Annotated in this window: 24 protein-coding genes; 14 read left to right on the top strand and 10 right to left on the bottom strand. The window is 52.9% G+C overall.

The window, feature by feature from the left end; all coding sequences use genetic code 11:
• Positions 1-134: 134 nt before the first annotated feature.
• On the top strand, positions 135-755 hold the full coding sequence (gene bamJ, locus AC2A1E_RS15055; protein ID WP_484384425.1) for a BamJ family beta-barrel-assembly machinery protein: 621 nt from the start codon (positions 135-137) through the stop codon (positions 753-755).
• Positions 756-799: 44 nt separating this feature from the next.
• Here the strand turns inward: bamJ and AC2A1E_RS15050 are convergent, their stop codons facing one another.
• Complete coding sequence (locus AC2A1E_RS15050) at positions 800-2,752, bottom strand: bifunctional 2',3'-cyclic-nucleotide 2'-phosphodiesterase/3'-nucleotidase (RefSeq protein ID WP_484384424.1); 1,953 nt, start codon at positions 2,750-2,752, stop codon at positions 800-802.
• A gap of 255 nt (positions 2,753-3,007) precedes the next feature.
• Here AC2A1E_RS15050 and cysQ point away from each other — a divergent pair, with 255 nt between their 5' ends.
• Entirely contained in the window at positions 3,008-3,748 is a 741-nt protein-coding gene (gene cysQ / locus AC2A1E_RS15045) for a 3'(2'),5'-bisphosphate nucleotidase CysQ (protein WP_484384474.1), read from the top strand.
• A gap of 39 nt (positions 3,749-3,787) precedes the next feature.
• On the opposite strand, the gene AC2A1E_RS15040 is transcribed toward cysQ, so the two are convergent.
• Positions 3,788-4,342, bottom strand: a complete 555-nt coding sequence (locus AC2A1E_RS15040; RefSeq protein WP_484384423.1) for a YtfJ family protein — start codon at positions 4,340-4,342, stop codon at positions 3,788-3,790.
• A gap of 329 nt (positions 4,343-4,671) precedes the next feature.
• On the opposite strand from AC2A1E_RS15040, the gene AC2A1E_RS15035 reads away from it, so the two are divergent.
• Complete coding sequence (locus AC2A1E_RS15035; protein ID WP_037404450.1) at positions 4,672-4,878, top strand: DUF1107 domain-containing protein; 207 nt, start codon at positions 4,672-4,674, stop codon at positions 4,876-4,878.
• 99 nt (positions 4,879-4,977) lie between these two features.
• Here the strand turns inward: AC2A1E_RS15035 and paeA are convergent, their stop codons facing one another.
• Both paeA and msrA read right to left on the bottom strand, forming a co-directional pair.
• Complete coding sequence (paeA, locus tag AC2A1E_RS15030) at positions 4,978-6,309, bottom strand: polyamine export protein PaeA (protein ID WP_484384422.1); 1,332 nt, start codon at positions 6,307-6,309, stop codon at positions 4,978-4,980.
• Positions 6,310-6,610: 301 nt separating this feature from the next.
• Complete coding sequence (msrA, locus tag AC2A1E_RS15025; RefSeq protein WP_484384421.1) at positions 6,611-7,249, bottom strand: peptide-methionine (S)-S-oxide reductase MsrA; 639 nt, start codon at positions 7,247-7,249, stop codon at positions 6,611-6,613.
• 228 nt (positions 7,250-7,477) lie between these two features.
• Here msrA and tamA point away from each other — a divergent pair, with 228 nt between their 5' ends.
• Genes tamA through AC2A1E_RS15010 form a run of 3 tightly spaced genes read left to right on the top strand, consistent with a single transcriptional unit; the run spans position 7,478 to position 13,326 of the window.
• A complete protein-coding gene (gene tamA / locus AC2A1E_RS15020) occupies positions 7,478-9,214 on the top strand; it encodes an autotransporter assembly complex protein TamA (RefSeq protein ID WP_484384420.1) in 1,737 nt (578 codons plus the stop codon).
• The gene (gene tamB, locus AC2A1E_RS15015; protein ID WP_484384419.1) at positions 9,211-12,981 is read left to right on the top strand and encodes an autotransporter assembly complex protein TamB; all 3,771 of its coding nucleotides are present in this window, start codon (positions 9,211-9,213) and stop codon (positions 12,979-12,981) included. Before tamA ends, tamB begins: the two co-directional genes overlap by 4 nt.
• A gap of 3 nt (positions 12,982-12,984) precedes the next feature.
• Positions 12,985-13,326, top strand: a complete 342-nt coding sequence (locus tag AC2A1E_RS15010; RefSeq protein ID WP_459401002.1) for a gamma-glutamylcyclotransferase family protein — start codon at positions 12,985-12,987, stop codon at positions 13,324-13,326.
• Between the two features lie 56 nt (positions 13,327-13,382).
• On the opposite strand, the gene ppa is transcribed toward AC2A1E_RS15010, so the two are convergent.
• Entirely contained in the window at positions 13,383-13,910 is a 528-nt protein-coding gene (gene ppa / locus AC2A1E_RS15005; RefSeq protein ID WP_459401003.1) for an inorganic diphosphatase, read from the bottom strand.
• A 263-nt stretch (positions 13,911-14,173) separates the two neighbouring features.
• On the opposite strand from ppa, the gene AC2A1E_RS15000 reads away from it, so the two are divergent.
• Positions 14,174-14,761: a tyrosine-protein phosphatase gene (locus AC2A1E_RS15000; protein WP_484384418.1), complete on the top strand. Its 588-nt coding sequence runs from the start codon at positions 14,174-14,176 to the stop codon at positions 14,759-14,761.
• A gap of 96 nt (positions 14,762-14,857) precedes the next feature.
• Here AC2A1E_RS15000 and fbp read toward each other — a convergent pair whose 3' ends face one another.
• On the bottom strand, positions 14,858-15,862 hold the full coding sequence (fbp, locus tag AC2A1E_RS14995; RefSeq protein ID WP_484384417.1) for a class 1 fructose-bisphosphatase: 1,005 nt from the start codon (positions 15,860-15,862) through the stop codon (positions 14,858-14,860).
• Positions 15,863-16,034: 172 nt separating this feature from the next.
• Between fbp and mpl the strand changes: the two genes are divergently transcribed.
• Positions 16,035-17,414 (top strand): UDP-N-acetylmuramate:L-alanyl-gamma-D-glutamyl-meso-diaminopimelate ligase, encoded by a 1,380-nt coding sequence (mpl, locus tag AC2A1E_RS14990; RefSeq protein ID WP_484384416.1) that lies wholly within the window; start codon positions 16,035-16,037, stop codon positions 17,412-17,414.
• Between the two features lie 192 nt (positions 17,415-17,606).
• Here the strand turns inward: mpl and yhcN are convergent, their stop codons facing one another.
• Positions 17,607-17,870 (bottom strand): peroxide/acid stress response protein YhcN, encoded by a 264-nt coding sequence (gene yhcN / locus AC2A1E_RS14985; RefSeq protein WP_484384415.1) that lies wholly within the window; start codon positions 17,868-17,870, stop codon positions 17,607-17,609.
• A 404-nt stretch (positions 17,871-18,274) separates the two neighbouring features.
• Complete coding sequence (gene argR / locus AC2A1E_RS14980; RefSeq protein WP_459401008.1) at positions 18,275-18,745, bottom strand: transcriptional regulator ArgR; 471 nt, start codon at positions 18,743-18,745, stop codon at positions 18,275-18,277.
• A 465-nt stretch (positions 18,746-19,210) separates the two neighbouring features.
• Here argR and mdh point away from each other — a divergent pair, with 465 nt between their 5' ends.
• A complete protein-coding gene (gene mdh, locus AC2A1E_RS14975; RefSeq protein ID WP_484384414.1) occupies positions 19,211-20,149 on the top strand; it encodes a malate dehydrogenase in 939 nt (312 codons plus the stop codon).
• Between the two features lie 63 nt (positions 20,150-20,212).
• Here the strand turns inward: mdh and AC2A1E_RS14970 are convergent, their stop codons facing one another.
• Complete coding sequence (locus AC2A1E_RS14970; protein WP_459401010.1) at positions 20,213-20,473, bottom strand: helix-turn-helix domain-containing protein; 261 nt, start codon at positions 20,471-20,473, stop codon at positions 20,213-20,215.
• Positions 20,474-20,654: 181 nt separating this feature from the next.
• Here AC2A1E_RS14970 and AC2A1E_RS14965 point away from each other — a divergent pair, with 181 nt between their 5' ends.
• Positions 20,655-21,008 (top strand): DNA-binding protein, encoded by a 354-nt coding sequence (locus tag AC2A1E_RS14965; protein WP_484384413.1) that lies wholly within the window; start codon positions 20,655-20,657, stop codon positions 21,006-21,008.
• Positions 21,009-21,269: 261 nt separating this feature from the next.
• Here AC2A1E_RS14965 and ispB read toward each other — a convergent pair whose 3' ends face one another.
• Entirely contained in the window at positions 21,270-22,241 is a 972-nt protein-coding gene (gene ispB / locus AC2A1E_RS14960; protein ID WP_484384412.1) for an octaprenyl diphosphate synthase, read from the bottom strand.
• A 269-nt stretch (positions 22,242-22,510) separates the two neighbouring features.
• On the opposite strand from ispB, the gene rplU reads away from it, so the two are divergent.
• The 4 genes from rplU to cgtA all read left to right on the top strand — a co-directional run bounded on the left by rplU (position 22,511) and on the right by cgtA (position 25,358).
• Positions 22,511-22,822 (top strand): 50S ribosomal protein L21, encoded by a 312-nt coding sequence (gene rplU, locus AC2A1E_RS14955; RefSeq protein WP_459401012.1) that lies wholly within the window; start codon positions 22,511-22,513, stop codon positions 22,820-22,822.
• A gap of 17 nt (positions 22,823-22,839) precedes the next feature.
• On the top strand, positions 22,840-23,097 hold the full coding sequence (gene rpmA / locus AC2A1E_RS14950; RefSeq protein ID WP_459401013.1) for a 50S ribosomal protein L27: 258 nt from the start codon (positions 22,840-22,842) through the stop codon (positions 23,095-23,097).
• A 100-nt stretch (positions 23,098-23,197) separates the two neighbouring features.
• The gene (locus tag AC2A1E_RS14945) at positions 23,198-24,169 is read left to right on the top strand and encodes a DMT family transporter (RefSeq protein ID WP_484384411.1); all 972 of its coding nucleotides are present in this window, start codon (positions 23,198-23,200) and stop codon (positions 24,167-24,169) included.
• Between the two features lie 16 nt (positions 24,170-24,185).
• Complete coding sequence (cgtA, locus tag AC2A1E_RS14940; RefSeq protein WP_484384410.1) at positions 24,186-25,358, top strand: Obg family GTPase CgtA; 1,173 nt, start codon at positions 24,186-24,188, stop codon at positions 25,356-25,358.
• The last annotated feature ends 54 nt before the right edge of the window (positions 25,359-25,412 follow it).

The raw sequence follows: 25,412 nt of genomic DNA, 5'->3' as shown, positions 1-25,412 counted from the left end.
CAAGAACGTTAAAAGAAAGTTATTGTTTCTTTTTCTACGACAAAAGTCATCATTCTCTACACAAGATTTTACCCGGCTTGGCGGCGCTGTTATGCTGCGCTTTCGACTTTTTAGAGACTAAAGGAAAAATCCCAATGACAACCCCTTCTTTTGATAGCGTTGAAGCGCAAGCAAGTTACGGGATTGGTTTACAGGTTGGCCAGCAGTTGCAAGAGTCTGGGCTTGAAGGTTTACAGCCGGAAGCGTTGCTGGCGGGCTTGAGTGATGCGCTTGAAGGGAATGCCCCGGCGGTTCCGGTCGATGTGGTGCATCGTGCACTGCGTGAGATCCACGAACGTGCGGATGCGGTACGTCGCGATCGCCAGCAGGCGATGGCCGTTGAAGGCCAGCAGTTCCTGGAAGATAACGCCAAGCGTGATGATGTGACGTTAACCGAGTCTGGCCTGCAGTTCTCCGTGCTGGAACAGGGTAATGGCCCGATCCCATCCCGCCAGGATCGCGTGCGTGTGCATTACACCGGCCGCCTGATTAATGGTGATGTGTTTGACAGCTCCGTTGAGCGCGGTCAGCCAGCAGAGTTCCCGGTTAGCGGCGTGATCCCAGGCTGGATCGAAGCGCTGACTTTGATGCCGGTCGGTTCCAAATGGCAGCTGTATATTCCACACGATCTGGCCTACGGCGAGCGTGGTGCGGGTGCCTCCATCCCGCCATTCAGCGCGCTGATCTTTGAGGTCGAGTTGCTGGAAATTCTGTAAGTCATGTTGCATAACAGGGCGCCATTCACGGCGCCCTGTTCGTTTTACTTCTGCGATAAATCAATCTGATAAACGGCGAAGCCGAGACTATCATTACCCGCCGACGTCATTGGGTACTGCGCATGCTCTTTGATAAATGCGGCGGCTTTCTCACTGGGTGAGGTTTCAAAGCGGATATCCAGCGGTTGCGCGCTGTGCAATGCTGCCAAACGCCAGTTATTATCCGCCTGTGGGTGGACCGCGCCGTGTTTCTGGGTTTCTGCACTGATATAAGCCGCCAGTATTGAGCGGTTTTCATCCGGTGAAGCAAAGGCGATATGGCGATCGCCGGTGCCGGCAAACTTGCCACCGTAGGCGCGATAGTTATTGGTTGCCACCAGGAAGGTCGCCTGCGGATCGATCGGTTTACCCTTGAAGGTCAGTTGCTTGATGCGTTCCGCTTTATCATTAATCAGCGCGCACTCACCGTCGTAGCGCGCCGGTTGGCTGACGTCGATCTGATAATTCACACCGTCGATGACATCGAAATTATACGTGCGGAATCCATCCCAGTTAATCAGCGCCTGCGGCTTGCTGCTATTGATATCGATCTGGTTGAATTGCCCGGCGGAACATTCCAGCCACTCTTTGACCTCCTTGCCGCTGGCTTTCACCACCGCTAAGGTATTTGGGTAGAGATAAAGATCGGCGGCGTTGCGGAAGGTCAACTGGCCTTTTTCCACTTCGACAAAGCTGGCGGGATCGTTCTTGCGGCCACCGACTTTAAACGGCGCAGCAGCGGAAAGCACCGGCAGATCCGCCAGATCCGGGTCACCCTGAATGTAGCGTTCGACGTAGGCTTTTTGCGCATTATTGACGATCTGTACCGTCGGGTCGTCCTGTACCAGTGCCAGATAGCTGTACATATTGCCGTCGGATTTGCCGATCGGTTTGCTGACAAATTCGCGCGTTGCCTTATGATCCTGCTCTAAGGCTTTCACTAGACTGGCATCTTCTGCCACCAGTGATTTTTTGTTTTCTTTATCGTAGATCGGCCGTGCTTCTGCTTGGGCGGCGGTCACTTTCCAACTGCCGCTGTCGTTGTTCAGTTGCAGATCCACCACGCCAAGGTGGTCACCCCACTGGCCCGGCATCACCGCTGGCACGCCGTTCAGCAGGCCTTTATCAATGTCTGCGCCTTGAATATTGGCGAAATCTTGGCTTGGAAATACCGCATGGGCATGGCCAAACATGATGGCGTCGATACCCGGTACCTGACTGAGGTAGTACACCGAGTTTTCTGCCAGCGCTTTGTACGGCTCGCTAGAAAGGCCGGAGTGGGGAATGGCGACCACCAGATCGGCCCCTTGCTGACGCATCTCAGGCACATAACGTTTGGCGGTTTCGGTGATGTCGTTGACGGTAACCTTGCCGTGCAGATTCACTTTATCCCAGCTTAAGATTTGCGGCGGTACAAAGCCGATATAGCCGATGCGCAAAGTATGTGCTTTGCCGTCACGGTCTTTGACTGGCGTATCGACAATAATGTAAGGGGTGAACAACGGTTTTTGTGTTGTTGCATCAATGACGTTGGCGTTAACGTACGGGAATTTGGCACCGGCAAGGGCGTTTTTCAGGTAGTCGAGGCCGTAGTTGAACTCGTGGTTGCCGATATTGCCCACCACATAGTCCAGCGTATTCATGGCCTTATAAACCGGGTGAATATCGCCGGGTTTTAATCCCTTTGCTGCCATGTAATCGGCCAGCGGGCTGCCTTGAATCAGATCGCCGTTATCCACCAGCACGCTGTTGGTGACCTGTTGCCGTGCCTGCTGGATCAGGCTGGCGGTGCGCACCAGGCCGAATTTGTCGGTGGGTTTATCCTTGTAATAGTCGTAGTCCATCATATTGCTGTGCAGGTCGCTGGTTTCCAGCACCCGCAGATCCACCGTTGCGGCCTGCGCTGAGGCACACACCAGCAGAGCAAGGGCGGATAATCTCAGTGGACGTTTTATCATTGGTTGTCTCCATTCCATTAATATTCGAGAGGTATCGCAAAGGGATATGTAATTATCATTGGGTGTATCACCAAACTGTGAAGTTTGGCAGAAAATTGCCGAATGTAACGTGGCGAAGTGCAAAGTTGTGATGAACAAGACTTGAGGAAATACCGTAAGTTAAGGGGTTGAGATGGCTATTCCACGGAAAAAAAACTAGGCTGCTAGCTGTAGCAAGGGGACATTTCCCAAGAAACCGAGTTCCAGAGGTGAATGATGTTAGAGCAAATTTGCCAGCTGTCCCGCGAGGCGGGGGCGGCGATCATGGCGGTGTATAACGGTGAACAACCGCTTGATGTTACACAAAAAAAAGATGATTCCCCGGTTACCGCTGCCGATTTGGCTGCGCATCATATTATCCAACGGGGCTTGGCTGCGCTGACGCCGGGCATACCGCTGCTGTCGGAAGAAGATCCGCCAACCTGGGAAGTGCGCCGCAACTGGACGCGCTACTGGCTGGTTGACCCCCTCGACGGGACTAAAGAGTTCCTGCACCGTAACGGCGAGTTCACGGTCAATATTGCCCTGATCGAGGAGGGGGAAGCGGTGATGGGCGTGGTTTATGCGCCAGCAATCGATGTTTTGTATCTGGCCGAACGTGGCAAAGCCTGGAAGGAAGAGGGCGGCCAACGCCGCGCGATCGGCGTCAGCAATGCTTATCCGCCTTTGGTGGTGGTTAGCCGTTCCCATAGCGACGATGAATTAAAAGATTACCTGAAGCAGTTAGGGGAACACCAGACGGTGGCCGTGGGCTCATCGCTGAAGTTCTGTCTGGTGGCAGAAGGGAAAGCGCAACTTTATCCACGCTTTGGGCCAACCAATATCTGGGATACTGCCGCAGGGCATGCGGTCGCGGTGGCCGCCGGGGCGAAAATCCACGACTGGCAGGGTAAGCCACTGCTATATACCCCGCGTGAATCTTTCCTCAACCCCGGTTTTCGGGTTTCGCTATTTTAGAAAAGCCCCGCCAACGAACATGGCGGGGTTACCTATTCGCTATCTCAGCAACTGATGCAGCATCGCCATCACCTGCTGTACCTCTTGCGGCGTCAATGCGCCATCTTTGGCAAACTGGATCTTACCTTCTTGGTCCAGTACCACTATTGCAGAACCCTTCGGCTGCAGATCCCAGGCTTTTTTGACGATGCCATTGCTGTCGACAATGAACTGCGACCAAGGGAAGGATTTCTTGCTGTCTTCAATACTGTTGCGCACAAACATGGCGGTGCCGATGATGGCATCGTCAGTATTGACGATCGTCGTGGTCTGGTAACGATCGTGCGGCAGTTTCGCTGCCTTAATAGCTTCAATCAGCGGATCGTTCAGATCCTTGGCGGAGGTACGGCCAGCAATATGCTGGACGACACGCACTTTTCCGCTCAGCTGCGCGCTATTCCAGCTTTTATAGCTAAACTTATCATTATCGTAATCCAACTCTCCTTTATCGCTGACGCCGATAGGGGCGACGCGCTGTTGGAGTTGGAAGTTGTGTGCCGAGGCCAGCATTGGGGCCAACAGCAGCGCTATCATCAGCAGGCTACTCTTTTTCATGCATTCTCCTGAAAGGGGAAATTATTATTAAATGATACGCAGGTGCCTAAAGCATAGGTGGTCATCAGAGGTCTGTCCTGTTAGCCGGATCGCAGTTTTCCCTTCTGCTTGTAATCATGCGGTTTTTGAATGGTTATACTGATAAATTAAAAAACTATTCTATACAACTCTGTCAAAAAGTGTAAATCCAGTACAGAAAACCAGGCAGAGTTGAACGAAGTAGTCTTTACTCAGTCTATTAGATAGCAATCAAGTCGCGTTCCGAATTTCGAGGCTGCCGCTTTGGTGGCCCGCTGAACGTATTGCTCCAACGGGAGGAGAGTAAAACAATGAGAATCTTCCAGCGTTATAATCCACTGACGGTGGCGAAGTATGTAAAAACCCTGTTCCGAGGGCGGCTGTACATCAAAGATGTAGGGGCATTCGAATTCGATAAAGGCAAAATCCTGATACCGAAGGTGCGTGACAAACGCCATTTCAGCGTGATGTCAGAGGTCAACCGGCAGGTGTTGCTACTGCAAGCCGAAATGGGTTGATGCGCTATCCCCGTCGTCTTTCAAGCCGGTATAGAGGAGTTAAATCTGTAAACAATTGCGGCCCCAAACGGGGCCGCAATTGTTTCTGGAGCTCGGCGTTTATGCCTGAAGGGATTCATCCGGGGTTTTTGGCAATAGGCTGGTCGGTTTGTCACTCAGGCGCGTAACCAGCAACTGGTCAATCTTGTAGCTATCAATATCCACCACTTCAAACTTGTAGCCAGCATACTTAACGAAATCGGTACGTTTCGGGATTTTACGTAGCATATACATCATAAACCCGCCGATGGTTTCATAGTTACCGGCCTGCGGGAACTCATCAATGTGCAGCACGCGCATCACATCTTCAATCGGCGTACCGCCTTCAATCAGCCAGGAGCTTTCGTCACGCGCCACAATCTGCTCTTCCTGCCCTTGGCCCACCAGATCGCCCATCAGCGTAGTCATCACATCGTTCAGGGTAATGATCCCCACCACCAGCGCATATTCGTTGAGGATCACCGCAAAGTCTTCACCCGCAGTTTTAAAGCTTTCCAGCGCTTCTGACAGAGTTAACGTATCGGGCACGATCAACGCCGAGCGGATCTGCACGCCGCTGCTCAGCACCAGGCTCTGATTGCCCAGCACGCGGTTCAGCAGGTCTTTGGAGTCGACATAGCCGACCACCTGATCGATGTTGCCGTCGCAAACCAGGAATTTGGAGTGCGGATGGGTAGAGATCTTCTCTTTGATACTGTCTTCGCTTTCGCGCAGATCGAAGTAGATCACGCTTTCACGGGAGGTCATCGACGAAGGCACCGTGCGTGATTCCAGTTCGAACACGTTTTCAATCAGCTCATGTTCCTGTTTGCGCAACACCCCGGCCAGCGCACCGGCTTCTACCACCGCGTAAATATCGTCGGAGGTAATGTCGTCTTTACGAACCATCGGCAGTTTGAACAGGCGGAAGATCAGGTTGGCCATGCCGTTAAAGAACCACACCAGTGGCCGGCAGATCGCGATCGAGAAACGCATCGGGTTGATGATCCGGACGGCAACCGTCTCTGGTGCAATCATACCGATGCGCTTCGGGGTTAAATCCGCGAACAGGATGAACATACTGGTCACCAGCACAAACGAACACATGAAGCTGATTTGCTCCGACAGTTCAGGCGACAGGAAACGATCGAATAACACTTTAAAAGAGGGGGAGAAAGCCGCATCGCCGACGATACCGCCCAGGATGGCCACGGCGTTAAGGCCGATTTGTACCACGGTAAAGAACAGGCCCGGCGTTTCTTGCAGTTTAAGCACTCTGGCGGCATTGACGTTACCTTCGTCAGCCATCAGTTTCAGTTTGATCTTGCGTGACGCGGCCAGAGAAATTTCCGAAAGCGAGAAAAATGCGCTCACCGCAATCAGAAAAAGAATCAGTAAAATACTGTTTAACATAGTCTATCCATTGGTGCCGACGAGATGGCGGCGCTCTTTCGGAGGGGGTATATATTGTGAAAAAAGTAACGATATACCCGTCGTCTTTCAAGTTGCAGGGGTGTTGGCTGCCTTCGTTCACCCGAATCACTTACTTGAGTAAGCTCATCGGGATTCACTCCGTTGCCGCCTACCTGCATCTTGAAATCCATTGGGTACAAAAGCTAGAAAGAAGCTATCAGGCTGCAAACGCAGCCTGCATAGTATAGCAGTAGCCCTGTGAGGGCCGCCAGCGGTTAAAAATTTACCGCTGGTCAACGGATTAACCCTGCGGCGGCAGACAGACTCCGATTCCGCCCAGGCCGCAATAGCCACCAGGGTTCTTGTGCAGATACTGCTGGTGCTCGTCCTCGGCGTAATAAAATGGCCGCGCAGCAGCGATTTCGGTGGTGATGGTGCGTTTATCATTCGCCTCATTCATCGCCTGCTGGAAGCGTTGCAGGCTGTGTTGCGCTTCTGCCTGCTGCTCTGGCGACAAAAAGTAGATAGCAGAGCGATATTGTGTGCCAATATCCCCGCCCTGACGCATCCCCTGCGCGGGATCGTGGTTTTCCCAGAATATCTGTAGCAGATGTTGATAGCGGGTAACTTGCGGATCAAACACCACGCGCACCACTTCGGCATGGCCAGTCTGGCCGCTGCACACCTCGCGATAGGTTGGGTTTGGCGTGTATCCCCCGCTGTAACCGGCTGCGGTGCTGTAAACTCCCGCTTGTTGCCAGTACAGGCGTTCGACACCCCAGAAGCAACCCATGCCGAAGATCGCCACTTCCATCCCTTCAGGTATCACCGTCATGGAATGGCCGGTCACCTCGTTGAGGGTTGCCACCGGCATGGGCGTGGTACGGCCAGGTAACGCATTGGCCTGATCGATAGTTTGAGACTTATCAAGGAATTGCACCAGGGTTTACTCCTGTAGTTGCAGTAAGAATTGACCTAATAGAGGCGTGTGTCAGTTGTAACTGGCAACTTCTTTGCCCACAATAAGTCTTATGTTGTGTTTATGTATAAGCTTAACGCAGTATTTTGAGCGCAAAAAGCCAAGAATGCGTCTTGTTTTCGGTAACAGAAGATGCCGGGCTCCAGAGCAAAGGTATTGGCAGGAAATAAAATAAACTAAGGAGAACGTGTGCCACGATACCCGGTCCTTTGCGTTTTATGTGCGCTGTTCGCTGCGCCATCGGTGCTTGCGGCGAATCTGCGGCTACAGGTTCAAGGCCTGAGTGGGGATTTGGATAGAAACGTTCGCGTGCGTCTTTCGGGGATCACGCCGGAAGAGGTGAGCGCTGAAGGGCGTTTTCGCGCACGAGTGGACGCTGCTATTCGTCAGGGCTTACGGCCGTTGGGATACTATGAACCCGCGATTGAGTTCACGCTGGACGATCGCCCGACGCTTTCGCGCCCGGTGCTGTACGCCAAGGTCAACCCCGGTGAGCCGGTGCGGATTGCCGGAGCGAATATCAACCTGGAAGGCGGCGCGCGAACCGATGGAGACTATCTCACGCTGGTCAAAACCAGCCGCCCGACTCTGGGTGAAATCCTTAACCACGGTGAATACGACAGTTTTAAGAACTCACTGACCGGGCTGGCGCTGCGTAAAGGCTACTTCGATGCCAACATGGCCAAGAGCCAGCTTGGCGTTGCGCAGGAACTGCATAAGGCATTTTGGGACATCGACTTTGACAGTGGCGATCGTTACCGCTTTGGCAAGGTGAAGTTCCAGGGATCGCAAATCCGTGAAGACTATCTGCAAAATCTGGTGCCCTTTCATCAGGGAGACTATTACGACTCGAGCGATCTGGCTGAGCTGAACCGCCGTTTATCTGCCACTAACTGGTTTAACTCCGTGGTGGTGTCTCCTGATTTTCACGATGCCAAAGAGAACAAGATTTTGCCGCTAGATGCGCTGGTCACGCCACGCAACAGCAATATTATGGAGTTGGGCGGTGGTTTCTCTACCGACATCGGCCCGCGAGTGAGAGGGACCTGGCGCAAGCCCTGGCTGAACGAGCGCGGCCAGAGCCTGACCACCAGTGCCAGTATTTCGGCACCGGAGCAACAGCTGGATTTGACCTATCGCATTCCCTTGCTGAGAAGCCCTCTTGAGCAGTATTACCTGCTGCAAGGCGGTTTCAAACGTACCGATCTGAATGATACCAAATCTGACAGTACCAAAATGGTGGTTTCACGTAACTGGGATCTCTCCAGCGGCTGGCAGCGAGCGTTAACGATGAGCTGGCGTTTGGACCACTTTACCCAAGGCCTGGTCACCGACACCACCATGCTGCTTTACCCTGGCGCTACCGTTAACCGCACGCGCGTGCGCGGTGGCCTGATGCCGGTCTGGGGGGATAGCCAACGTTATTCGATCGATGTTTCTGATACCACCTGGGGCTCTGACGTCGATTTTGCGCTGTTGCAGGCACAGAACGTCTGGATCCGCACCTTGGCAGAAAAACACCGTTTTGTGACCCGTGCTCAGGTGGGATGGATTGAAACCAACAACTTCGACAGAATACCGCCGGATCTGCGTTTCTTCGCCGGTGGCGATCGCAGCATTCGTGGCTATAAGTTCAGGGGCGTTTCCCCGCGTGACGACAATGGCAAACTGACCGGTGCCTCTAAAATGCTGACCGGTTCGTTGGAATACCAATACAACATGACCGGCCGCTGGTGGGGAGCGATGTTTGTCGATTCGGGGGAAGCGGTGAACGATATCAGACAGCGGGATATTAAAACCGGTGCGGGCGTTGGCGTGCGCTGGCAGTCACCGGTTGGGCCGGTGAAATTGGATATCGCTGCACCGATAGGGGATCAAGAAACCCACGGCGTACAGTTTTATATCGGCTTGGGGCCTGAACTATGAACCTGGTGAAAAAGATTTGTCTGGGGTTCCTGATCCTGTTGCTCCTGCTGGTGGGAACGCTGGCGTTTCTGCTGGGTACCACTACCGGCTTGCATATGGTGATCAACGGCGCAGCACGTTGGGTTCCGGGGCTGGAAATTACCGCCGTCAGCGGTGGCTGGCGTGATTTGACGCTGAAAGGCGTGAAATACCAGATGCCAGGGGTTGCGGTGAACGCCGGGCAGTTCCATCTGTCGCTCGATCTCTCCTGCCTGAAACACAGCTCATTGTGTATCAATGCGTTGACTGCGCAAGATGTGGATGTGGTGGTGAAAACCGCTGAACTGCCGCCATCTGCTCCGGTGACGGAAACCAGTGAACCGCTCACTAACCTCAGCACGCCGTACCCGATCGCATTACGTCTGTTGGCGTTGAATAACGTCAAGGTCAGCGTGGACGATACCGCTATTTCGCTCGGGGAGTTCCGCACTGGTGCTCAGTGGCAGCAGCGTGCATTAACGTTGCAACCCACCTCAATCCGCGCTTTGTTGATCGCTTTGCCAAAAACGCCGGTACTTGCCGCTGACGAGCTAGCAAAGAAGGCGGCGGAAGCAACGGCCGCAGAAAAGCCGCTGGCTGAAACGCTGCAAGCGTTGTTCAGCAAGCCGCTGTTGCCGGATTTGCCGGAAATCCACCTGCCGCTTGATATCACCGTCCAACAAATCAGCGGTGAACAGCTGCGTTTGACTGGCGATAACGACCTATCGATCACTAGCCTGTTGCTGCAACTCAGTACTCAGGATCAGCATATTCAGCTCGACAGTTTTGTCGTGAAATCGCCGCAGGGTTCGCTTTCAGCCAAAGGCCAGGCGACGCTGACCGGCAACTGGCCAGTAGAAATGACAGTCAACAGTGCGCTGAACATCGATCCGCTGAAAGGCGAAAAGGTGAAGCTGAACATCGGCGGTGCGCTGCGTGAAGAGCTGAAACTGGCGTTGAATCTCTCCGGCCCGGTGAGTGCACAGCTCGATGCGCAAACCCAGCTGGCACAAGCCGGGTTGCCACTGGCCTTGACGTTGCAGAGCAAGCGAGTGAAATGGCCGTTGACCGGCGAGGCACAGTATCAGGTCAACGATCTGCGCCTGCGCCTCAACGGTAAAGCCGCTGATTATGCACTATCGACCCGCGCTAATTTCCAGGGCCAGGACCTGCCACCGGCGGCCATTACGCTGGATGGTAAAGGCAATCTGGCACAGTTCCGGCTCGAACGCCTGCGCGTGGCGGCGCTACAGGGCAATACCGATCTCACCGCGCTGGTGGACTGGAGCAAGGCAATAAGCTGGACCTCTCAACTGACGCTCAGCGGTATCAACACCGCCAAACAATGGCCGGAGTGGCCGGCACGGCTGGAGGGCAACATCACCACCCGTGGCAGTTTGCACGGAGGCAGCTGGCAACTACAGGTGCCGGTATTGCAGCTTGATGGCAATGTGAAGCAAAACAAAGTCTCGGCCCGTGGCACACTCAGCGGCAATGCGGCTGGGCAGTGGCGAATTCCCGGTATCGAACTGGCGCTGGGGCGCAATACGCTCAGTGCTAAAGGCCAGCTCGACGAGAAAAACTGGAATCTGGATGCCAATATCGATGCACCGCGTCTGGATGGTGCCTTGCCAGGGTTGGGGGGAACGGTCAGAGGCCAACTCAAGCTGCGTGGCAACTTGCAGGCACCGCAGTTGCTGGCGGATCTGACGGCGCTTGGCCTGCAATGGCAGGCGTTGCACATCAACCGGGTGAAAGTGGACGGTGATGTGCGTTCGGCTGACCAGATCCAGGGGCAGTTGACCGTGCGGGTGGAACAGCTGAAGCAGGATGCATTACAGGTCAATCTGCTGACGCTGGATGCGCGCGGTAGCGAGCGCCAACACCAGCTACAACTGAATATTGAGGGTAAGCCGGTTTCCGGGCAACTTCAGCTTAGCGGTAGTTTCGATCGTCAGCAGCAGCGTTGGCGCGGCGAGCTCAACAATACCCGCTTCGACACGCCGGTAGGTGAGTGGCGTTTGACCCGCTCCATCGCGCTGGATTACCTGAATGCGCAGCAGAGAGTCAGCGTTGGGCCGCACTGTTGGCAGAACCCCAATGCTGAGCTGTGCGTGCCGAGAACCCTTGAAGCTGGGGCTAGTGGCCAGGCTAGCGTAGTGCTCAATCGCTTTGATCTGGCGATGATTAAACCGTTCCTCGGCCCAGACACAGCGATGAGCGGCGTATTCAGTGGCCGGGCGGATGTCAGTTGGCAACCGGGCGGTGCGTTACCACAGGCGCGAGTCTCGCTGGTGGGTAACAGCGTGAAATTGGTGCAGCAGATGCAGGGCAGTGCGCTGCCGATCGCGTTTGAGACGCTCAATCTCAACGCGGGGATGAACAATGGCCGCGTGCAGGCTGACTGGCTGATCAAGCTGGTCAATAATGGGCAGTTCAACGGCAACATTCAGATCACCGATCCGCAGGTGCGCCGTAATATCAGCGGTAATGTGAACATCACCAATATCTCCATGGCTTTACTGAAGCCGATGCTGACGCAGGGTGAGAAAGCGTCGGGGATGCTGAATGCCAATCTGCAGTTGGGTGGCAGCGCGCAGAGGCCGCTGGTATTTGGCCGTTTGGCGCTGGATAAAGCGATGATCACCGGCCACTGGATGCCGTTTGATATGACCGAAGGCCGCCTAGCGGTGAATTTCAACGGGATGACTTCAACGTTGGAAGGGTTGCTCAGCACTACCCATGGGCAACTGAACTTGGCGGGTGATGCTGACTGGCATGATATCAATGCCTGGCGCGCGCGCATCGCGGCTAAAGGTAATCAGCTACGGGTCACAATACCGCCAATGGTGCGGATTGATGTTTCACCGGATCTGGTGTTTGAAGCCACGCCGCAGCTGTTCGCACTTAACGGTTCGGTTGATATTCCCTGGGCGCGTATCACGGTACAGGAACTGCCGGAAAGTGCGGTAGGTATCTCCCGTGATGAAGTGATGCTCAATAACCGGTTGGAACCGATTAAACCGGCTACGGCGGGGATCCCGATCAACAGTAATCTGATGGTGCGCATCGGCAACGACGTGCGGTTGGATGCTTTTGGCCTGAAAGCCGTGTTGCGCGGCAATCTGAGGGTGATACAGGACCAGAATGGCCTGGGGTTGAACGGGCATATTGATATCCCATCGGGGCGCTTCCATGCTTACGGGCAGGATCTGATCGTGCGCAAAGGCCAGTTGCTGTTCTCTGGCCCACCCGATCAGCCATTGTTGAATATCGAAGCGGTGCGTAACCCGGATGCCACTCAGGATGGCGTCACCGCCGGGGTGCGAGTGACCGGAATGGCCGATGCGCCAAGGCTGGAGGTGTTCTCTGACCCGACGTTATCGCAGCAAGAAGCGCTATCTTACCTGTTGCGCGGCCAGGGTTTGGGTGCCACCGGTGCTGATGGCAACGCCATGACCTCAATGTTAATTGGTATGGGGGTTGCACAAAGTGGTCAACTTGTGGGTAAAATCGGCGAGGCGTTTGGCGTAAGTAATTTGGCCCTTGATACTGAGGGAGTTGGTGACAGCTCTCAAGTAGTGGTGAGCGGCTATGTCCTCCCCGGCTTACAAGTAAAATATGGGGTGGGGATATTCGACTCGCTGGCCACGCTGACGTTGCGATACCGCCTGATGCCTAGGCTGTATCTGGAAGCGGTGTCTGGCATTGACCAAGCACTGGATGTGCTCTATCAGTTTGAGTTTTAAGCTATGCGAATCATTGTTTACGGCAGTTTACGACGCAAGCAGGGGAACAGCCATTGGATGACTAACGCCCAATGGTTGGGTGATCATGAGCTTGATGGTTATCAGATTTATAATCTGGGCCATTACCCGGCTGCAATCCCTGGAGAGGGCACGGTACATTGCGAAGTGTATCGTATTAACTCATCGATTCTGGCAGAGCTGGACGAATTGAAAAGTAATACCAGGGACTATAAGCGCGAACTGATTCAGACACCTTATGGAAGTGCGTGGATCTACCTGTATAAGCACAGCGTAGAGGGTTTTCCACGGATTGAGTGTGGTGACTGGCTGAAGCGCCTAGACTAAAAGCAGTAAAAAAACGCCGCTCAATGAGCGGCGTTCTTCATCTGAACGGGCAAGAATTACTTCTTGGCGCGTTCGAAAGAGGCAACGATTTCAGCTTTAGCGGCAGCAGCATCAGCCCAGCCGTCCACTTTCACCCATTTGCCTTTTTCCAGATCTTTGTAGTGCTCAAAGAAGTGAGTGATCTGTGCTTTCAGCAGTTCTGGCAGATCGTTCACGTCTTTCACGTGATCGTATTCTTTGGTCAGCTTGCTGTGCGGTACGGCAACCAGCTTCGCATCTTCACCGGCTTCGTCAGTCATTTTCAGCACGCCAACCGGACGGCAGCGGATCACTGAGCCAGGTTGCAGCGGATATGGCGTTGGCACCAGCACGTCAACCGGGTCACCGTCCAGGGACAGAGTATGGTTGATGTAACCGTAGTTGCACGGATAGAACATTGCAGTAGACATGAAACGGTCAACGAACAGCGCGCCGGTGTCTTTGTCGATTTCATATTTGATCGGATCGGCGTTAGCCGGGATTTCGATAACTACGTAGATGTCTTCCGGCAGGTCTTTGCCAGCAGGGACCAGATTCAAGCTCATGTCGGTTTCCTTTAATCAAACCAGAAATGGAGTGGTGGCTAATTATAGCCAAAACACTCTTAAAGTACTTCGATTTTTCAGACACAACGGCGTTCTATTCGCTTCGCCAGTTGAGCCGCAAAGGCATGATTTAGAGTGTGTGTGAGGGGGTTATCTCTGTTGCCAATGGTGTTAACAGGCCGCTCGCTACAATGTCCCCCGCTGTCAAACACGCCAAGTATAGGTATATTAAGCACCCACAGAACCGATAAGGGAGTTTGGTCATGATTGATAGGTTGCAGCGCAGCGGAAAGAAAAGAAATTCGAACTTATACTACCACGTGCAATTACTGGCAGTGTCAGCCCTCTTGATGTGTAGCCTGGCCGTTAATGCCACGGCTCTCGGCCTGCCTCAAAACTACCATCAGGTTTCCGCGGATTTATACCGTTCTGCCCAGCCTGACTCCGCGCAAATGCAGGCGTTGGAGCAGAGCGGCATCAAAACGGTTCTCAACCTTCGTCAGTGGAATGATGATAGCAGTGAAGCGAAGGGGACAAATCTGGTACTACGCCGGGTGCCGATGAACGCTGCGGTTATCAATGATGACATCGTGGTCAGTGCGCTGCGGGAAATTCGCTTTGCCCAGAAGCCGATGCTGGTTCACTGCTGGCACGGCAGCGATCGGACCGGGCTGATTGTGGCGATGTATCGTTTGGTGTTTGAACATGCCACTAAAGCGGATGTGCTGGCTGAATTGCGAAAACCAGAATACGGCTATCACGAAAGCTATTATGGCGGTATTGCGCGCTACCTGAGCGATGTTGATGTTAACCGGATACAACAGCGTGTTTTCAGCGCTCCGGCAAGCTGACTGCGGGCAGTTGGCGATATAGGGGCAGAGATTTTGGTGGGCAAGGCAATGGATCCTGGCAGCAGTGATCTCGCTGCCAGGAAAACCGAAAAGGGCTTATTCGTCTGGGAACTCGGCGATAAAGCACTCGGCTTGTTCTACCATCGATTTAGTCCCCACGAAGAACGGGGCACGCTGGTGCAGTTTTTCCGGCACGATATCCAGAATGCGTCTTTTGCCGTCGCTGGCTTTGCCACCGGCCTGTTCAGCCAGGAGCGCCATCGGGTTGCATTCATACAGCAGGCGCAGCTTGCCTTGCGGGTGGCTGGCGGTGCTTGGATAAATGTAGATACCGCCTTTCAGCAGGTTGCGGTGGAAGTCGGCAACCAGTGAACCGATATAGCGTGAGGTGTAAGGGCGCTGCGTCGCTTCATCCTGCTCTTGGCAGTATTTGATGTATTTTTTCACCCCGAGCGGGAACTTGATGTAGTTACCTTCGTTGATGGAATACATACAGGCTTTTTCCGGGTAGCGCACTTTCTCGTGAGAGAGGCAGAACACACCCAGCGACGGATCGTAAGTAAAGGCATGCACGCCATAACCGGTGGTGTACACCAGCATGGTGGATGAGCCGTACACGACGTAACCGGCAGCAACCTGAGCGCTGCCAGGCTGCAGGAAATCTTCTTCGGTAACAGGAATACCGATCGGTGTGATACGGCGATAGATCGAGAAAATCGTCCCGACTGAGACGTTGACATCAATGTTGGACGATCCGTCCAACGGATCCATCAGCACCACATACTTGCCATTTTCAGCCCGCTCGCCGTCGAATATGACGATCTCGTCTTCTTCTTCAGAAGCGATACCCGCGACTTCACCGCGTGCTTTCAGTGCTGCTTTCAGTTTTTCGTTGGCGAACAGGTCCAGTTTCATCTGAACTTCGCCTTGGACGTTGGAAATGCCGCTGGTCCCCAGAATATCAACCAAACCGGCCTTGTTGATATCACGGTGGATGATTTTGGCGCCCAGTTTAATTGCAGAAAGTAGTGCAGTCAGCTCGCCGGTGGCGTGAGAGAAGTCGTGCTGTTTCTCGACGATAAATTCGCCTAACGTTTTCATGACACAATCCCTGAATCTACGGATGGATAGCGGTTTGTTAACAAACCGCCAACGTTTATCGTCAGCCAGTGTAGCCCAAAGCATTACGCCATTCATAGGCAAATCCATTTCTTCTAGGCGATTCTGAGCGTTAGAATAAGCACTAAATCGATGCACTCAAATGAGAAACCTAATGCGCATACATATTCTTGGGATCTGCGGCACCTTTATGGGTGGGTTGGCAATGCTGGCGCGTTCGCTTGGACATGAGGTTACCGGCTCAGATGCCAACGTTTATCCTCCGATGAGCACGCTGCTGGAAAATCAGGGGATCGATCTGATCCAGGGTTACGATCCGGCACAGTTGGATCCTGTACCGGATCTGGTGATTATCGGCAACGCGATGACCCGTGGAAATCCTTGTGTGGAAGCGGTGTTGGAACGTGGCATTCCATACGTTTCCGGCCCGCAGTGGTTGCACGACCAAGTGCTACGCGATCGCTGGGTGCTGGCGGTGGCCGGTACGCACGGTAAAACCACCACCGCCGGGATGGCGACCTGGATCCTGGAAGCTTGCGGCTATCAGCCAGGTTTTGTGATTGGCGGCGTGCCGGGTAACTTCGATGTTTCTGCCCGTCTCGGCGGTAGCCCGTTCTTTGTCATTGAAGCTGATGAATACGATTGTGCCTTCTTCGACAAACGCTCCAAATTTGTGCATTACAGCCCGCGTACGCTGATCATGAACAACCTGGAGTTCGATCATGCAGACATTTTTGACGATCTGAAAGCGATCCAGAAGCAGTTCCACCACCTGGTGCGTCTGGTACCGGGGAAAGGCAAAATCATTCTGCCGGACAATGACGCGCATCTGAAACAGGTGATGGCGATGGGATGCTGGAGTGAACAGGAGTTGGTCGGCGATGAAGGGGCCTGGCGCGCGCACAAGTTGACCCCAGATGCCAGCCATTACGAAGTTTTCCTCAATGGCGATAAGGTCGGTGAGGTTAACTGGGCGCTGGTGGGTGAACACAATATGCATAATGGCCTGATGGCGATTGCGGCAACCCGCCACGTCGGCGTACAACCCGCCGATGCCTGCCGCGCGTTGGGTGATTTCATCAATGCTCGCCGTCGCCTGGAACTGCGTGGCGAAGCCAACGGCGTGACGGTCTATGATGATTTTGCGCATCATCCTACCGCTATTCTTGCCACGCTGGCCGCGCTGCGTGGCAAAGTGGGGGGCACCGCGCGTATTCTGGCGGTATTGGAGCCCCGTTCCAACACCATGAAGATGGGGATCAGCAAAAACGATCTGGCCCCTTCGTTGGGGCGTGCTGATGAAGTGTTCCTGTTCCAGCCGCATCACATTCCTTGGCAGGTCGCCGAAGTGGCTGACGCCTGTGTGCAAACGGCGCACTGGAGTGCCGATCTCGAGACGTTAGTGGAGATGATCGTCAAAACGGCGCAGCCGGGTGACCATATTCTGGTGATGAGCAACGGCGGATTTGGCGGTATTCATGACAAACTGCTGGCGGCGTTGGCTAAAAAGGCCGAGCCGAAAGAAGCCTACTGACGCGTTTTCCCCATCATTTATCACGAGAGGGCCGCGAAAGCGGCCTTTTTTACGCCGATAAAAAAGCCCTCGCGAGCGAGGGCAATAGGGTTCGTCGAATAGGACGACGAGGTTTTCTAGGAAACCGGCATTTATCTCAGAACTCGGCAGTGGCAGTGACGAGGGGGTTCAGCAAATGCGTTTTCTTAGTGATTACTTGTAAATTTCAGCAGTGGCGTGGAAGTTGCCTTCGTTGCGTGCTTCGATCACACGATACGAGGTTGCCCCTTTAGCATCAGCTTTGGCAGACAGCGCCTGACGGATATCAGAAGGTGCTGCACCGACACCGCTGACGGTGATGGTACCTACGGATTGCAATTTTTCGGCCTGCGATGCATCAATGGATTGTGCTGCAAAAGAGCCAAAAGAAAGCATAGAGAGAAGGCTGATTGCTGCAACGGTGGTTTTAATTTTCATGATTAATCCTCTTTGTATTCTTTTATCAGTTCCAATGAACTGTGATTTACGTCACGAAAATGAGTATACATCTAGTAACTACAAAAATTAATAGCCCGCTAACAATTTCTAGTGAAACTTTATTCGTTCATCACTATTTTTAAGAATCTAATGGAATAAAAAGCGATGATAAAATGAGCTGTTGATGTTAAATTTATGTAATTTCAACAGGCTAAGTGCCTTTGACTAAAAGTGCGGAATATCACAGATACTACTGATTGCTCACGCGAGAATGTCATTGAAATGTGCTGCAAGTCGGCAAATAAGCAGTTTTAAACGTTGGAGGGTAGGTCGGGCGAGAGCGTTATGGCGAGAGAACGTTAACAAAATACGGCCGTCAGCCCTATTTTGTTAACGGAATAGCATCACAGTTCTTGTTCGAACAACGTAAGAATGGCTTCAAACAGTTGGCGTGCGGTAAATGTGCTGGCTGGAGTCACGAAGATCGTATCATCACCGGCGATAGTGCCGAGGATCCCTTCGGATTTGCCTAGGGAATCCAGCAAGCGCGCAATTAACTGCGCGGCACCTGGGCTGGTATGGATCACCACGATGGCATCATTGTGATCGACATCCAGCACCAGATTCTTCAGCGGGCTGGTGGTGGTGGGCACACCGAGTTCCGCCGGAAGGCAATACACCATCTCCATTTTGGCATTGCGTGTGCGCACCGCGCCGAACTTGGTCAGCATGCGAGACACTTTGGATTGGTTAATGTTCTCGAAGCCTTCTTCTTGCAGCGCCAAAACGATCTCGCCTTGAGAACTGAATTTTTCTTCTTTCAATAACGCTTTGAACGCTTTGATCAGATCTTCCTGCTTTGCGGGATTACGCATTCTGCACCGTGGAATGTTGACAATGGATGTGATTATTATGCATATAAATGAATTTTTATGCAATATTGACGTGTCGAGATAAAAGAGTAATGCGCGGAAAATAAGGAAGGGCCGGGATTTTAACAAAATCCGCGCCTCATGAATATGCCCGTTGGGCGTGGGAAACGAGTCAGCTCCCCGGTAAAGAAAATGTTATTAAAATGATGTTGTTCTGATGTTATGTAAGGGTGTAATGTAACCGCCGGTTAACTCGCCCGTGAAGAACCTCGCACTATTTTCGATTAGTGTGCGCTATGCCCTTAATGCGTAAGCTATTTAATCTAAAATGATCGCGACATCGGCCATTTTATTGCGCCAGCTCTAAAACCGACTGTTAATAGGTTGTTTTTAAAGGTGTAATAAATTAAGGTCCGAGACCAAAGAATTCACGGCGCTTTTATATTTAAGATAATAAAGGAGTATAGGATGAAAGTTGCAGTTCTCGGTGCTGCTGGCGGTATCGGCCAGGCCCTCGCCCTTCTACTCAAAACCCAGCTTCCTTCAGGTTCTGAACTCACCCTCTACGACATTGCCCCTGTTACCCCAGGCGTTGCCGTTGACTTAAGCCACATCCCAACCGCAGTTAAAATTAAAGGCTTCAGTGGTGAAGATGCAACTCCTGCGCTGCACGGTGCCGATGTGGTGCTGATTTCTGCCGGTGTTGCTCGTAAGCCTGGTATGGATCGTTCAGATCTGTTTAATGTGAACGCCGGTATCGTGCGTAACCTGATCGAGCAAGTGGCTAAAACCTGCCCGAAAGCCTGCATTGGTATCATCACCAACCCGGTGAATACCACGGTAGCGATTGCCGCAGAAGTGCTGAAGAAAGCCGGTGTTTACGACAAGAACAAACTGTTTGGCGTCACTTCGCTGGATATTATCCGTTCCAACACCTTCGTGGCTGAGCTGAAAGGTAAAAAGCCGGAAGAGCTGGAAGTGCCGGTTATCGGTGGTCACTCTGGCGTGACCATTCTGCCACTGCTGTCGCAGATCCCTGGCGTGAGCTTTACCGCGCAGGAAGTGGCTGATCTGACCAAGCGTATCCAGAATGCGGGTACCGAAGTGGTTGAAGCTAAAGCCGGTGGCGGTTCAGCGACCCTGTCTATGGGCCAGGCGGCGGCACGTTTCGGCTTGTCTCTGGTGCGCGCACTGAGCGGCGAGAAAGGCGTGGTGGAATGTGCCTACGTTGAAGGCGATGGCAAATATGCCCGCTTCTTCGCACAGCCACTGCTGTTGGGCAAAAACGGTGTTGAAGAACGTAAAGACATCGGTGCTTTGAGCGCGTTCGAACAGCAAGCGCTGAACGAAATGCTGGACGTGCTGCACAAAGATATCGAACTGGGCGAAAAGTTTATCAATAACTGATAGCGCCAGTGCGTTAAGCCTACAAAAGCCGCCGGAACAACAGTCCGGCGGCTTTTTTTCGTCTCATGATTTGATACGACTCTTTCGATCCAGCAGACGCTGCGTGTGCGGATCAAAATACCTGCTTGGCCAAATTTCCGCAGGATGAACATTCAATGCGTCGGCAATCAGCCATTCTCCTTTCGGCCAGGGGCGTGATAGCGCATTGGCGAGGGTGGATGAGCTTAGCCCTGCCTCGCGTGAAACCGCTGCCAATGTTGTCCCTCTCTTCTTTAATGCCGCTATTACGTCTGCTGGATGCCAGTCTGGGTTCCGTGAATTCATGTTTACATTCCTTTTTTGATTAGAGAAAGTTCTGTTAGTGGTATAACTAACAGGTCAGAATTAATCGTTTGAACAACATGAAGCGCTTATTCAGAAACAAGAATACCACTAAGTTTCTAAAAAACATCTTATGGTTTCTGAAAAATTTGTCTTGCCACACTATTGTCCAGAGATAATGGCTATGAAAAACGAGTGGTTTGCTGCCAAGGAGCTTACAGGCATCGCAGGATTACCTTCTTCTACACAGGGAATCAATCTGATGGCTCGGCGCGAAGGCTGGGTCAGCCGCCGTCGTAAAGGCGTGCAGGGGAAGGCGTTGGAATATCATGTCGACAGCCTGCCTAGCGGCGTGAGGAAATTGTTGGTACTGCGGGAAGAACCGGCGGCCTATGAGGTGGAACGGCAGGATCCTTTGGCGGTCTGGATTGAATATTACTACCACCTGTCAGACAGTGAGCGGGCGCAGGTGATGGCGTTCCTGATGCGCGAAGGTGTCGGCAGCCTGTTGGCGTGGATTGCCGAGCAGAACAAGTAACGCGAATCATTGTGCAAAGTGTTTCACAAACACCGTATTCCTGTGGCCAAGTGTTTTCAGTGCGGCTTTCGTTTTATCTTCTCTTTGGTCAATAAGCCTGCCTTGAGTTATCGCGGGATAATTTTCTTGCGCGGCAACCACATAGTGAATGGTATGACTAACGGGTGTGCATTAATCGTTTGTTCCATTGGAACTCATTAATGAAGAGAATTAATAGGCCTGGAATCCAGACCTATTTGAATATTAGGAAAGGGTTGTTTCTTAAAAATCGCGCTGAACGGCCAGATGTGCTAATCCTTCCAGCGCCGCACGATGTGGCGACTCCGGCAGCACCTGCAACGCAGCAATCGCTTTGTCCGCCTCTTCTTCTGCGCGTTGACGTGTGTAGGTCAGAGAACCACATGCCTCCATGGCGGCCAGAACCGGTTCCAGCAGATGGCGACCATTCCCCTGCTCAATGGCTGTGCGGATCATCGCTGCCTGTTCTGCATTGCCATTATGCATAGCGTGCAGTAATGGCAGCGTGGGCTTGCCTTCATTAAGATCGTCACCGGTATTTTTGCCCAACGTTACCCCGTCAGCGCTGTAATCGAGCAGATCGTCGATCAACTGGAACGCGGTACCCAAGTAGCGGCCATAGTCCTGCAGTGCTTTTTCTTCTGCCTCACTGGCACCGGCAAGAATGCCCGATGACTGGGCTGCTGCTTCAAACAGGCGGGCGGTTTTGCTGTAGATCACCCGCATGTAGTTTTCTTCAGTAATGTCAGGGTCGTGCACGTTCATCAATTGCAGCACTTCGCCTTCGGCAATCACGTTGACGGCCTCAGACATCAGCGCCAGCACGCGTAGCGATTCCAGGCTGGTCATCATCTGAAAAGCTCGGGTATAGATGAAGTCTCCAACCAGCACGCTAGCCGCATTGCCAAACGCTGCATTGGCGGTAGCCTTGCCGCGGCGCATATCGGATTCATCCACCACGTCATCATGCAGCAGCGTGGCGGTGTGAATGAACTCGATCAGGGCTGCCACGGTAATATGTTTATCACCCTGATAGTGCAGCGCCCGCGCCGCCAGCACGGCGATCATCGGACGAATGCGCTTACCGCCACCGCTGATAATGTAATAGCCAAGTTGATTGATGAGCGTGACATCGGAATTCAACTGTTCGAGAATTGTTGCGTTCACGGCCGCCATATCTTGCGCGGTTAACTCAGTAATTTGTTCTAGGTTCATTGTATTTTTTCAGCTGTGTTTCTGTTCACCGCGATGAGATCGCTGCTCACATCGGTATAGGGCGGTCACTGTCGCCTTTGATTGTACTTGAAAAACGATACAGATAAACGCCATGAAAGAAACTGTGTTTTTTTTCTTCTTTTTTCACCTTCTGGCCCTATTCTGCACTTGTCATGCGCGGGATTATTGCGTAGAATTCGCGCCCTATTGTGAATATTTATAGCGCGCTCTGTACTGAACAGTTGGGCACGCGGAAAGCGGAGTTTTATATGTACGCGGTTTTCCAAAGTGGTGGTAAACAACACCGAGTAAGCGAAGGTCAAACCGTTCGCTTGGAAAAGCTGGACATCGCAACTGGTGAAGCGGTTGAGTTTGACCAGATTCTGATGATCGCTAATGGCGAAGATATCAAAATCGGCGTTCCTTACGTCGATGGCGGTAAGATCAAAGCTGAAGTCATTGCTCACGGTCGTGGCGAAAAAATTAAGATTGTTAAGTTTCGTCGTCGTAAGCATTACCGTAAGCAGCAGGGTCACCGTCAGTGGTTCACTGATGTTAAAATCACCGGCATCAGCGCTTAAGTTAGGAGAGCGGATTAATGGCACACAAAAAGGCTGGCGGCTCGACTCGTAACGGTCGCGATTCAGAAGCTAAACGTCTGGGCGTAAAACGCTTTGGCGGCGAAGCAGTACTGGCAGGCAGCATCATCGTTCGTCAGCGCGGCACTAAATTCCACGCGGGTATCAACGTGGGTTGCGGCAAAGACCACACTCTGTTTGCTTTGAAAGACGGTAAAGTCAAATTCGAAGTTAAAGGCCCGAGCAATCGTAAATTCATCAGCATCGAAGCTGAATAATTTTTCGAGCCTTACGAAATAGATGTAAGCCCCGCAATTCATTGCGGGGCTTTTTACATTTATAGGGTGCTTGTGTCCAGGCCCGTGGGCATTAGGAAAAATGGAAACAAAACAACAGGCCGGTATGGGAATTCTCCTGGCGCTTACCACAGCGATCTGCTGGGGGGCGTTGCCGATCGCGATGAAAGAAGTGCTGAAGGTGATGGAGCCCTTTACCGTCGTCTGGTACCGCTTTGCCTTCGCCGCTATTGGCTTGGGCATGATTCTGGCAGTGCGCGGGCGTTTGCCATCGGTGAAAATATTTCGTCAACCGCGCTGGTTACTCTTGCTGATTATTGCCACGGCAGGATTGCTGGGCAATTTTGTGTTTTTCAGTTCTTCACTGCAATACCTGAGCCCGACGGCGTCGCAGGTGATTGGTCAGTTGTCACCGGTTGGCATGATGTTCGCCAGCGTATTGATCCTGAAAGAAAGGATGCGAATCACCCAGGTGATTGGGGCATTGATGCTGATTTGCGGGCTGATGTTGTTTTTCAACGTCAGCCTGATTGAGATTTTTACCCGACTGACGGATTACACCCTCGGTGTTCTGCTGGGCGTGTGTGCTGCCATGGTTTGGGTGACCTACGGGGTGGCTCAGAAAGTGCTGCTGCGCCGATTGGCTTCGCCGCAAATCCTGGTCATGTTGTACACTTTATGTGCAATTACCTTATTCCCGCTGGCCAAGCCTGCGATGATTTTCCAGCTCAGCAACTGGCAGTTGGCCTGCTTGCTGTTTTGCGGGGCGAATACGCTGATTGGTTACGGTGCACTGGCAGAGGCGATGGCGCGTTGGCAGGCGGCGCAGGTGAGTGCGATAGTGACGCTCACCCCGTTGTTTACCCTGATGTTTTCAGATTTATTGGCGCTGGCATGGCCGCAAGTATTCGCCGCCCCGACATTGAATGCTGTCGGTTATGTCGGTGCTTTTGTGGTGGTAGCAGGCGCCATGTTTTCCGCAATTGGCCACCGCTGGTGGCCGCGACGGGCAGAACCCAACCTGATTGTTTCTTTGAAGCAGTCCGGTGAATGATTTACGGAGACGGTAAATGAAGTTTGTAGATGAAGCGACGATCCTGGTGGTTGCAGGTGATGGTGGTAATGGCTGCGTCAGCTTCCGCCGCGAGAAATACATCCCGAACGGTGGGCCGGACGGCGGTGACGGCGGTGACGGCGGTGACGTCTACCTGCTGGCTGACGAAAACCTGAATACCCTGATCGATTACCGCTTTGAAAAATCTTTCCGTGCCGAACGTGGCCAGAACGGCCAAAGCCGTGACTGTACCGGTAAGCGCGGTAAAGATATTGTGATTAAAGTGCCGGTAGGGACTCGTGTGCAGGATCAGGGCACCGGAGAGATCCTCGGCGATATGACTCGTCATCAGCAGCGTTTGATGGTGGCAAAAGGCGGTTGGCACGGCCTGGGCAACAGCCGTTTCAAGTCCTCGGTAAACCGCGCTCCGCGCCAGAAAACCTTGGGTACCAAGGGCGAAATGCGCGACATTCTGCTGGAACTGTTGCTGTTGGCCGATGTGGGCATGCTGGGGCTACCGAATGCGGGTAAATCGACGTTCATTCGTGCGGTGTCTGCGGCCAAGCCAAAAGTGGCGGACTATCCGTTCACCACGCTGGTGCCTAGCCTGGGCGTGGTACGAATGGACAACGAGCAGAGCTTTGTGGTTGCCGACATCCCTGGGCTGATTGAAGGCGCTTCCGACGGTGCTGGCTTAGGGATCCGTTTCTTGAAGCATCTGGAACGTTGCCGTGTGCTGCTGCATTTGGTGGATATCGCTCCGATTGATGAGTCCGATCCGGTAGAGAATGCCAAGGTCATCATCAATGAACTGAATCAGTACAGCGAAAATCTGGCGCAGAAGCCACGCTGGCTGGTGTTCAATAAGCTTGACCTGCTGGATGCAGAAGAGGCCGCCGAACGCGCCAAGGCGATCGTAGAGGGCATGGGTTGGGAAGGTAAGTACTACATGATCTCCGCCGCTAACCGCGAAGGCGTTAATGCGTTGTGCTGGGACGTGATGAACTTTATCAACACCCAACCGAAGACCATGGCGATTGAAGAAAGTGCGCCAGAGAAAGTCGAATTCATGTGGGATGACTACCACCGTGAGCAAATCGCTGAAGTGGAAGCCGAAGCGGAAGACGACTGGGATGATGACTGGAATGAAGATGACGACGAAGGCATCGAAATCATCTACCAGAAGTAATTCTGTTCTGGCGTGATCGGTATGAAAATAAAGGCTCAGCGATGCTGTAATGCT

The organism is Serratia sp. HNCC26DJ206 (assembly GCF_057180605.1).
The sequence above is the reverse complement of the archived record's forward strand: the minus strand, read 5'-3'. Positions and strand labels throughout refer to the sequence as shown.

What these genes read in the sequence shown, in the direction of transcription:
- bamJ (WP_484384425.1), top strand. Translation starts at nt 135, where the DNA reads ATGACAACCCCTTCTTTTGATAGCGTTGAAGCGCAAGCAAGTTACGGG.
- AC2A1E_RS15050 (WP_484384424.1), bottom strand. Translation starts at nt 2,752, where the DNA reads ATGATAAAACGTCCACTGAGATTATCCGCCCTTGCTCTGCTGGTGTGT.
- cysQ (WP_484384474.1), top strand. Translation starts at nt 3,008, where the DNA reads ATGTTAGAGCAAATTTGCCAGCTGTCCCGCGAGGCGGGGGCGGCGATC.
- AC2A1E_RS15040 (WP_484384423.1), bottom strand. Translation starts at nt 4,342, where the DNA reads ATGAAAAAGAGTAGCCTGCTGATGATAGCGCTGCTGTTGGCCCCAATG.
- AC2A1E_RS15035 (WP_037404450.1), top strand. Translation starts at nt 4,672, where the DNA reads ATGAGAATCTTCCAGCGTTATAATCCACTGACGGTGGCGAAGTATGTA.
- paeA (WP_484384422.1), bottom strand. Translation starts at nt 6,309, where the DNA reads ATGTTAAACAGTATTTTACTGATTCTTTTTCTGATTGCGGTGAGCGCA.
- tamB (WP_484384419.1), top strand. Translation starts at nt 9,211, where the DNA reads ATGAACCTGGTGAAAAAGATTTGTCTGGGGTTCCTGATCCTGTTGCTC.
- AC2A1E_RS15010 (WP_459401002.1), top strand. Translation starts at nt 12,985, where the DNA reads ATGCGAATCATTGTTTACGGCAGTTTACGACGCAAGCAGGGGAACAGC.
- ppa (WP_459401003.1), bottom strand. Translation starts at nt 13,910, where the DNA reads ATGAGCTTGAATCTGGTCCCTGCTGGCAAAGACCTGCCGGAAGACATC.
- AC2A1E_RS15000 (WP_484384418.1), top strand. Translation starts at nt 14,174, where the DNA reads ATGATTGATAGGTTGCAGCGCAGCGGAAAGAAAAGAAATTCGAACTTA.
- fbp (WP_484384417.1), bottom strand. Translation starts at nt 15,862, where the DNA reads ATGAAAACGTTAGGCGAATTTATCGTCGAGAAACAGCACGACTTCTCT.
- mpl (WP_484384416.1), top strand. Translation starts at nt 16,035, where the DNA reads ATGCGCATACATATTCTTGGGATCTGCGGCACCTTTATGGGTGGGTTG.
- yhcN (WP_484384415.1), bottom strand. Translation starts at nt 17,870, where the DNA reads ATGAAAATTAAAACCACCGTTGCAGCAATCAGCCTTCTCTCTATGCTT.
- argR (WP_459401008.1), bottom strand. Translation starts at nt 18,745, where the DNA reads ATGCGTAATCCCGCAAAGCAGGAAGATCTGATCAAAGCGTTCAAAGCG.
- mdh (WP_484384414.1), top strand. Translation starts at nt 19,211, where the DNA reads ATGAAAGTTGCAGTTCTCGGTGCTGCTGGCGGTATCGGCCAGGCCCTC.
- AC2A1E_RS14970 (WP_459401010.1), bottom strand. Translation starts at nt 20,473, where the DNA reads ATGAATTCACGGAACCCAGACTGGCATCCAGCAGACGTAATAGCGGCA.
- AC2A1E_RS14965 (WP_484384413.1), top strand. Translation starts at nt 20,655, where the DNA reads ATGAAAAACGAGTGGTTTGCTGCCAAGGAGCTTACAGGCATCGCAGGA.
- ispB (WP_484384412.1), bottom strand. Translation starts at nt 22,241, where the DNA reads ATGAACCTAGAACAAATTACTGAGTTAACCGCGCAAGATATGGCGGCC.
- rplU (WP_459401012.1), top strand. Translation starts at nt 22,511, where the DNA reads ATGTACGCGGTTTTCCAAAGTGGTGGTAAACAACACCGAGTAAGCGAA.
- rpmA (WP_459401013.1), top strand. Translation starts at nt 22,840, where the DNA reads ATGGCACACAAAAAGGCTGGCGGCTCGACTCGTAACGGTCGCGATTCA.
- AC2A1E_RS14945 (WP_484384411.1), top strand. Translation starts at nt 23,198, where the DNA reads ATGGAAACAAAACAACAGGCCGGTATGGGAATTCTCCTGGCGCTTACC.
- cgtA (WP_484384410.1), top strand. Translation starts at nt 24,186, where the DNA reads ATGAAGTTTGTAGATGAAGCGACGATCCTGGTGGTTGCAGGTGATGGT.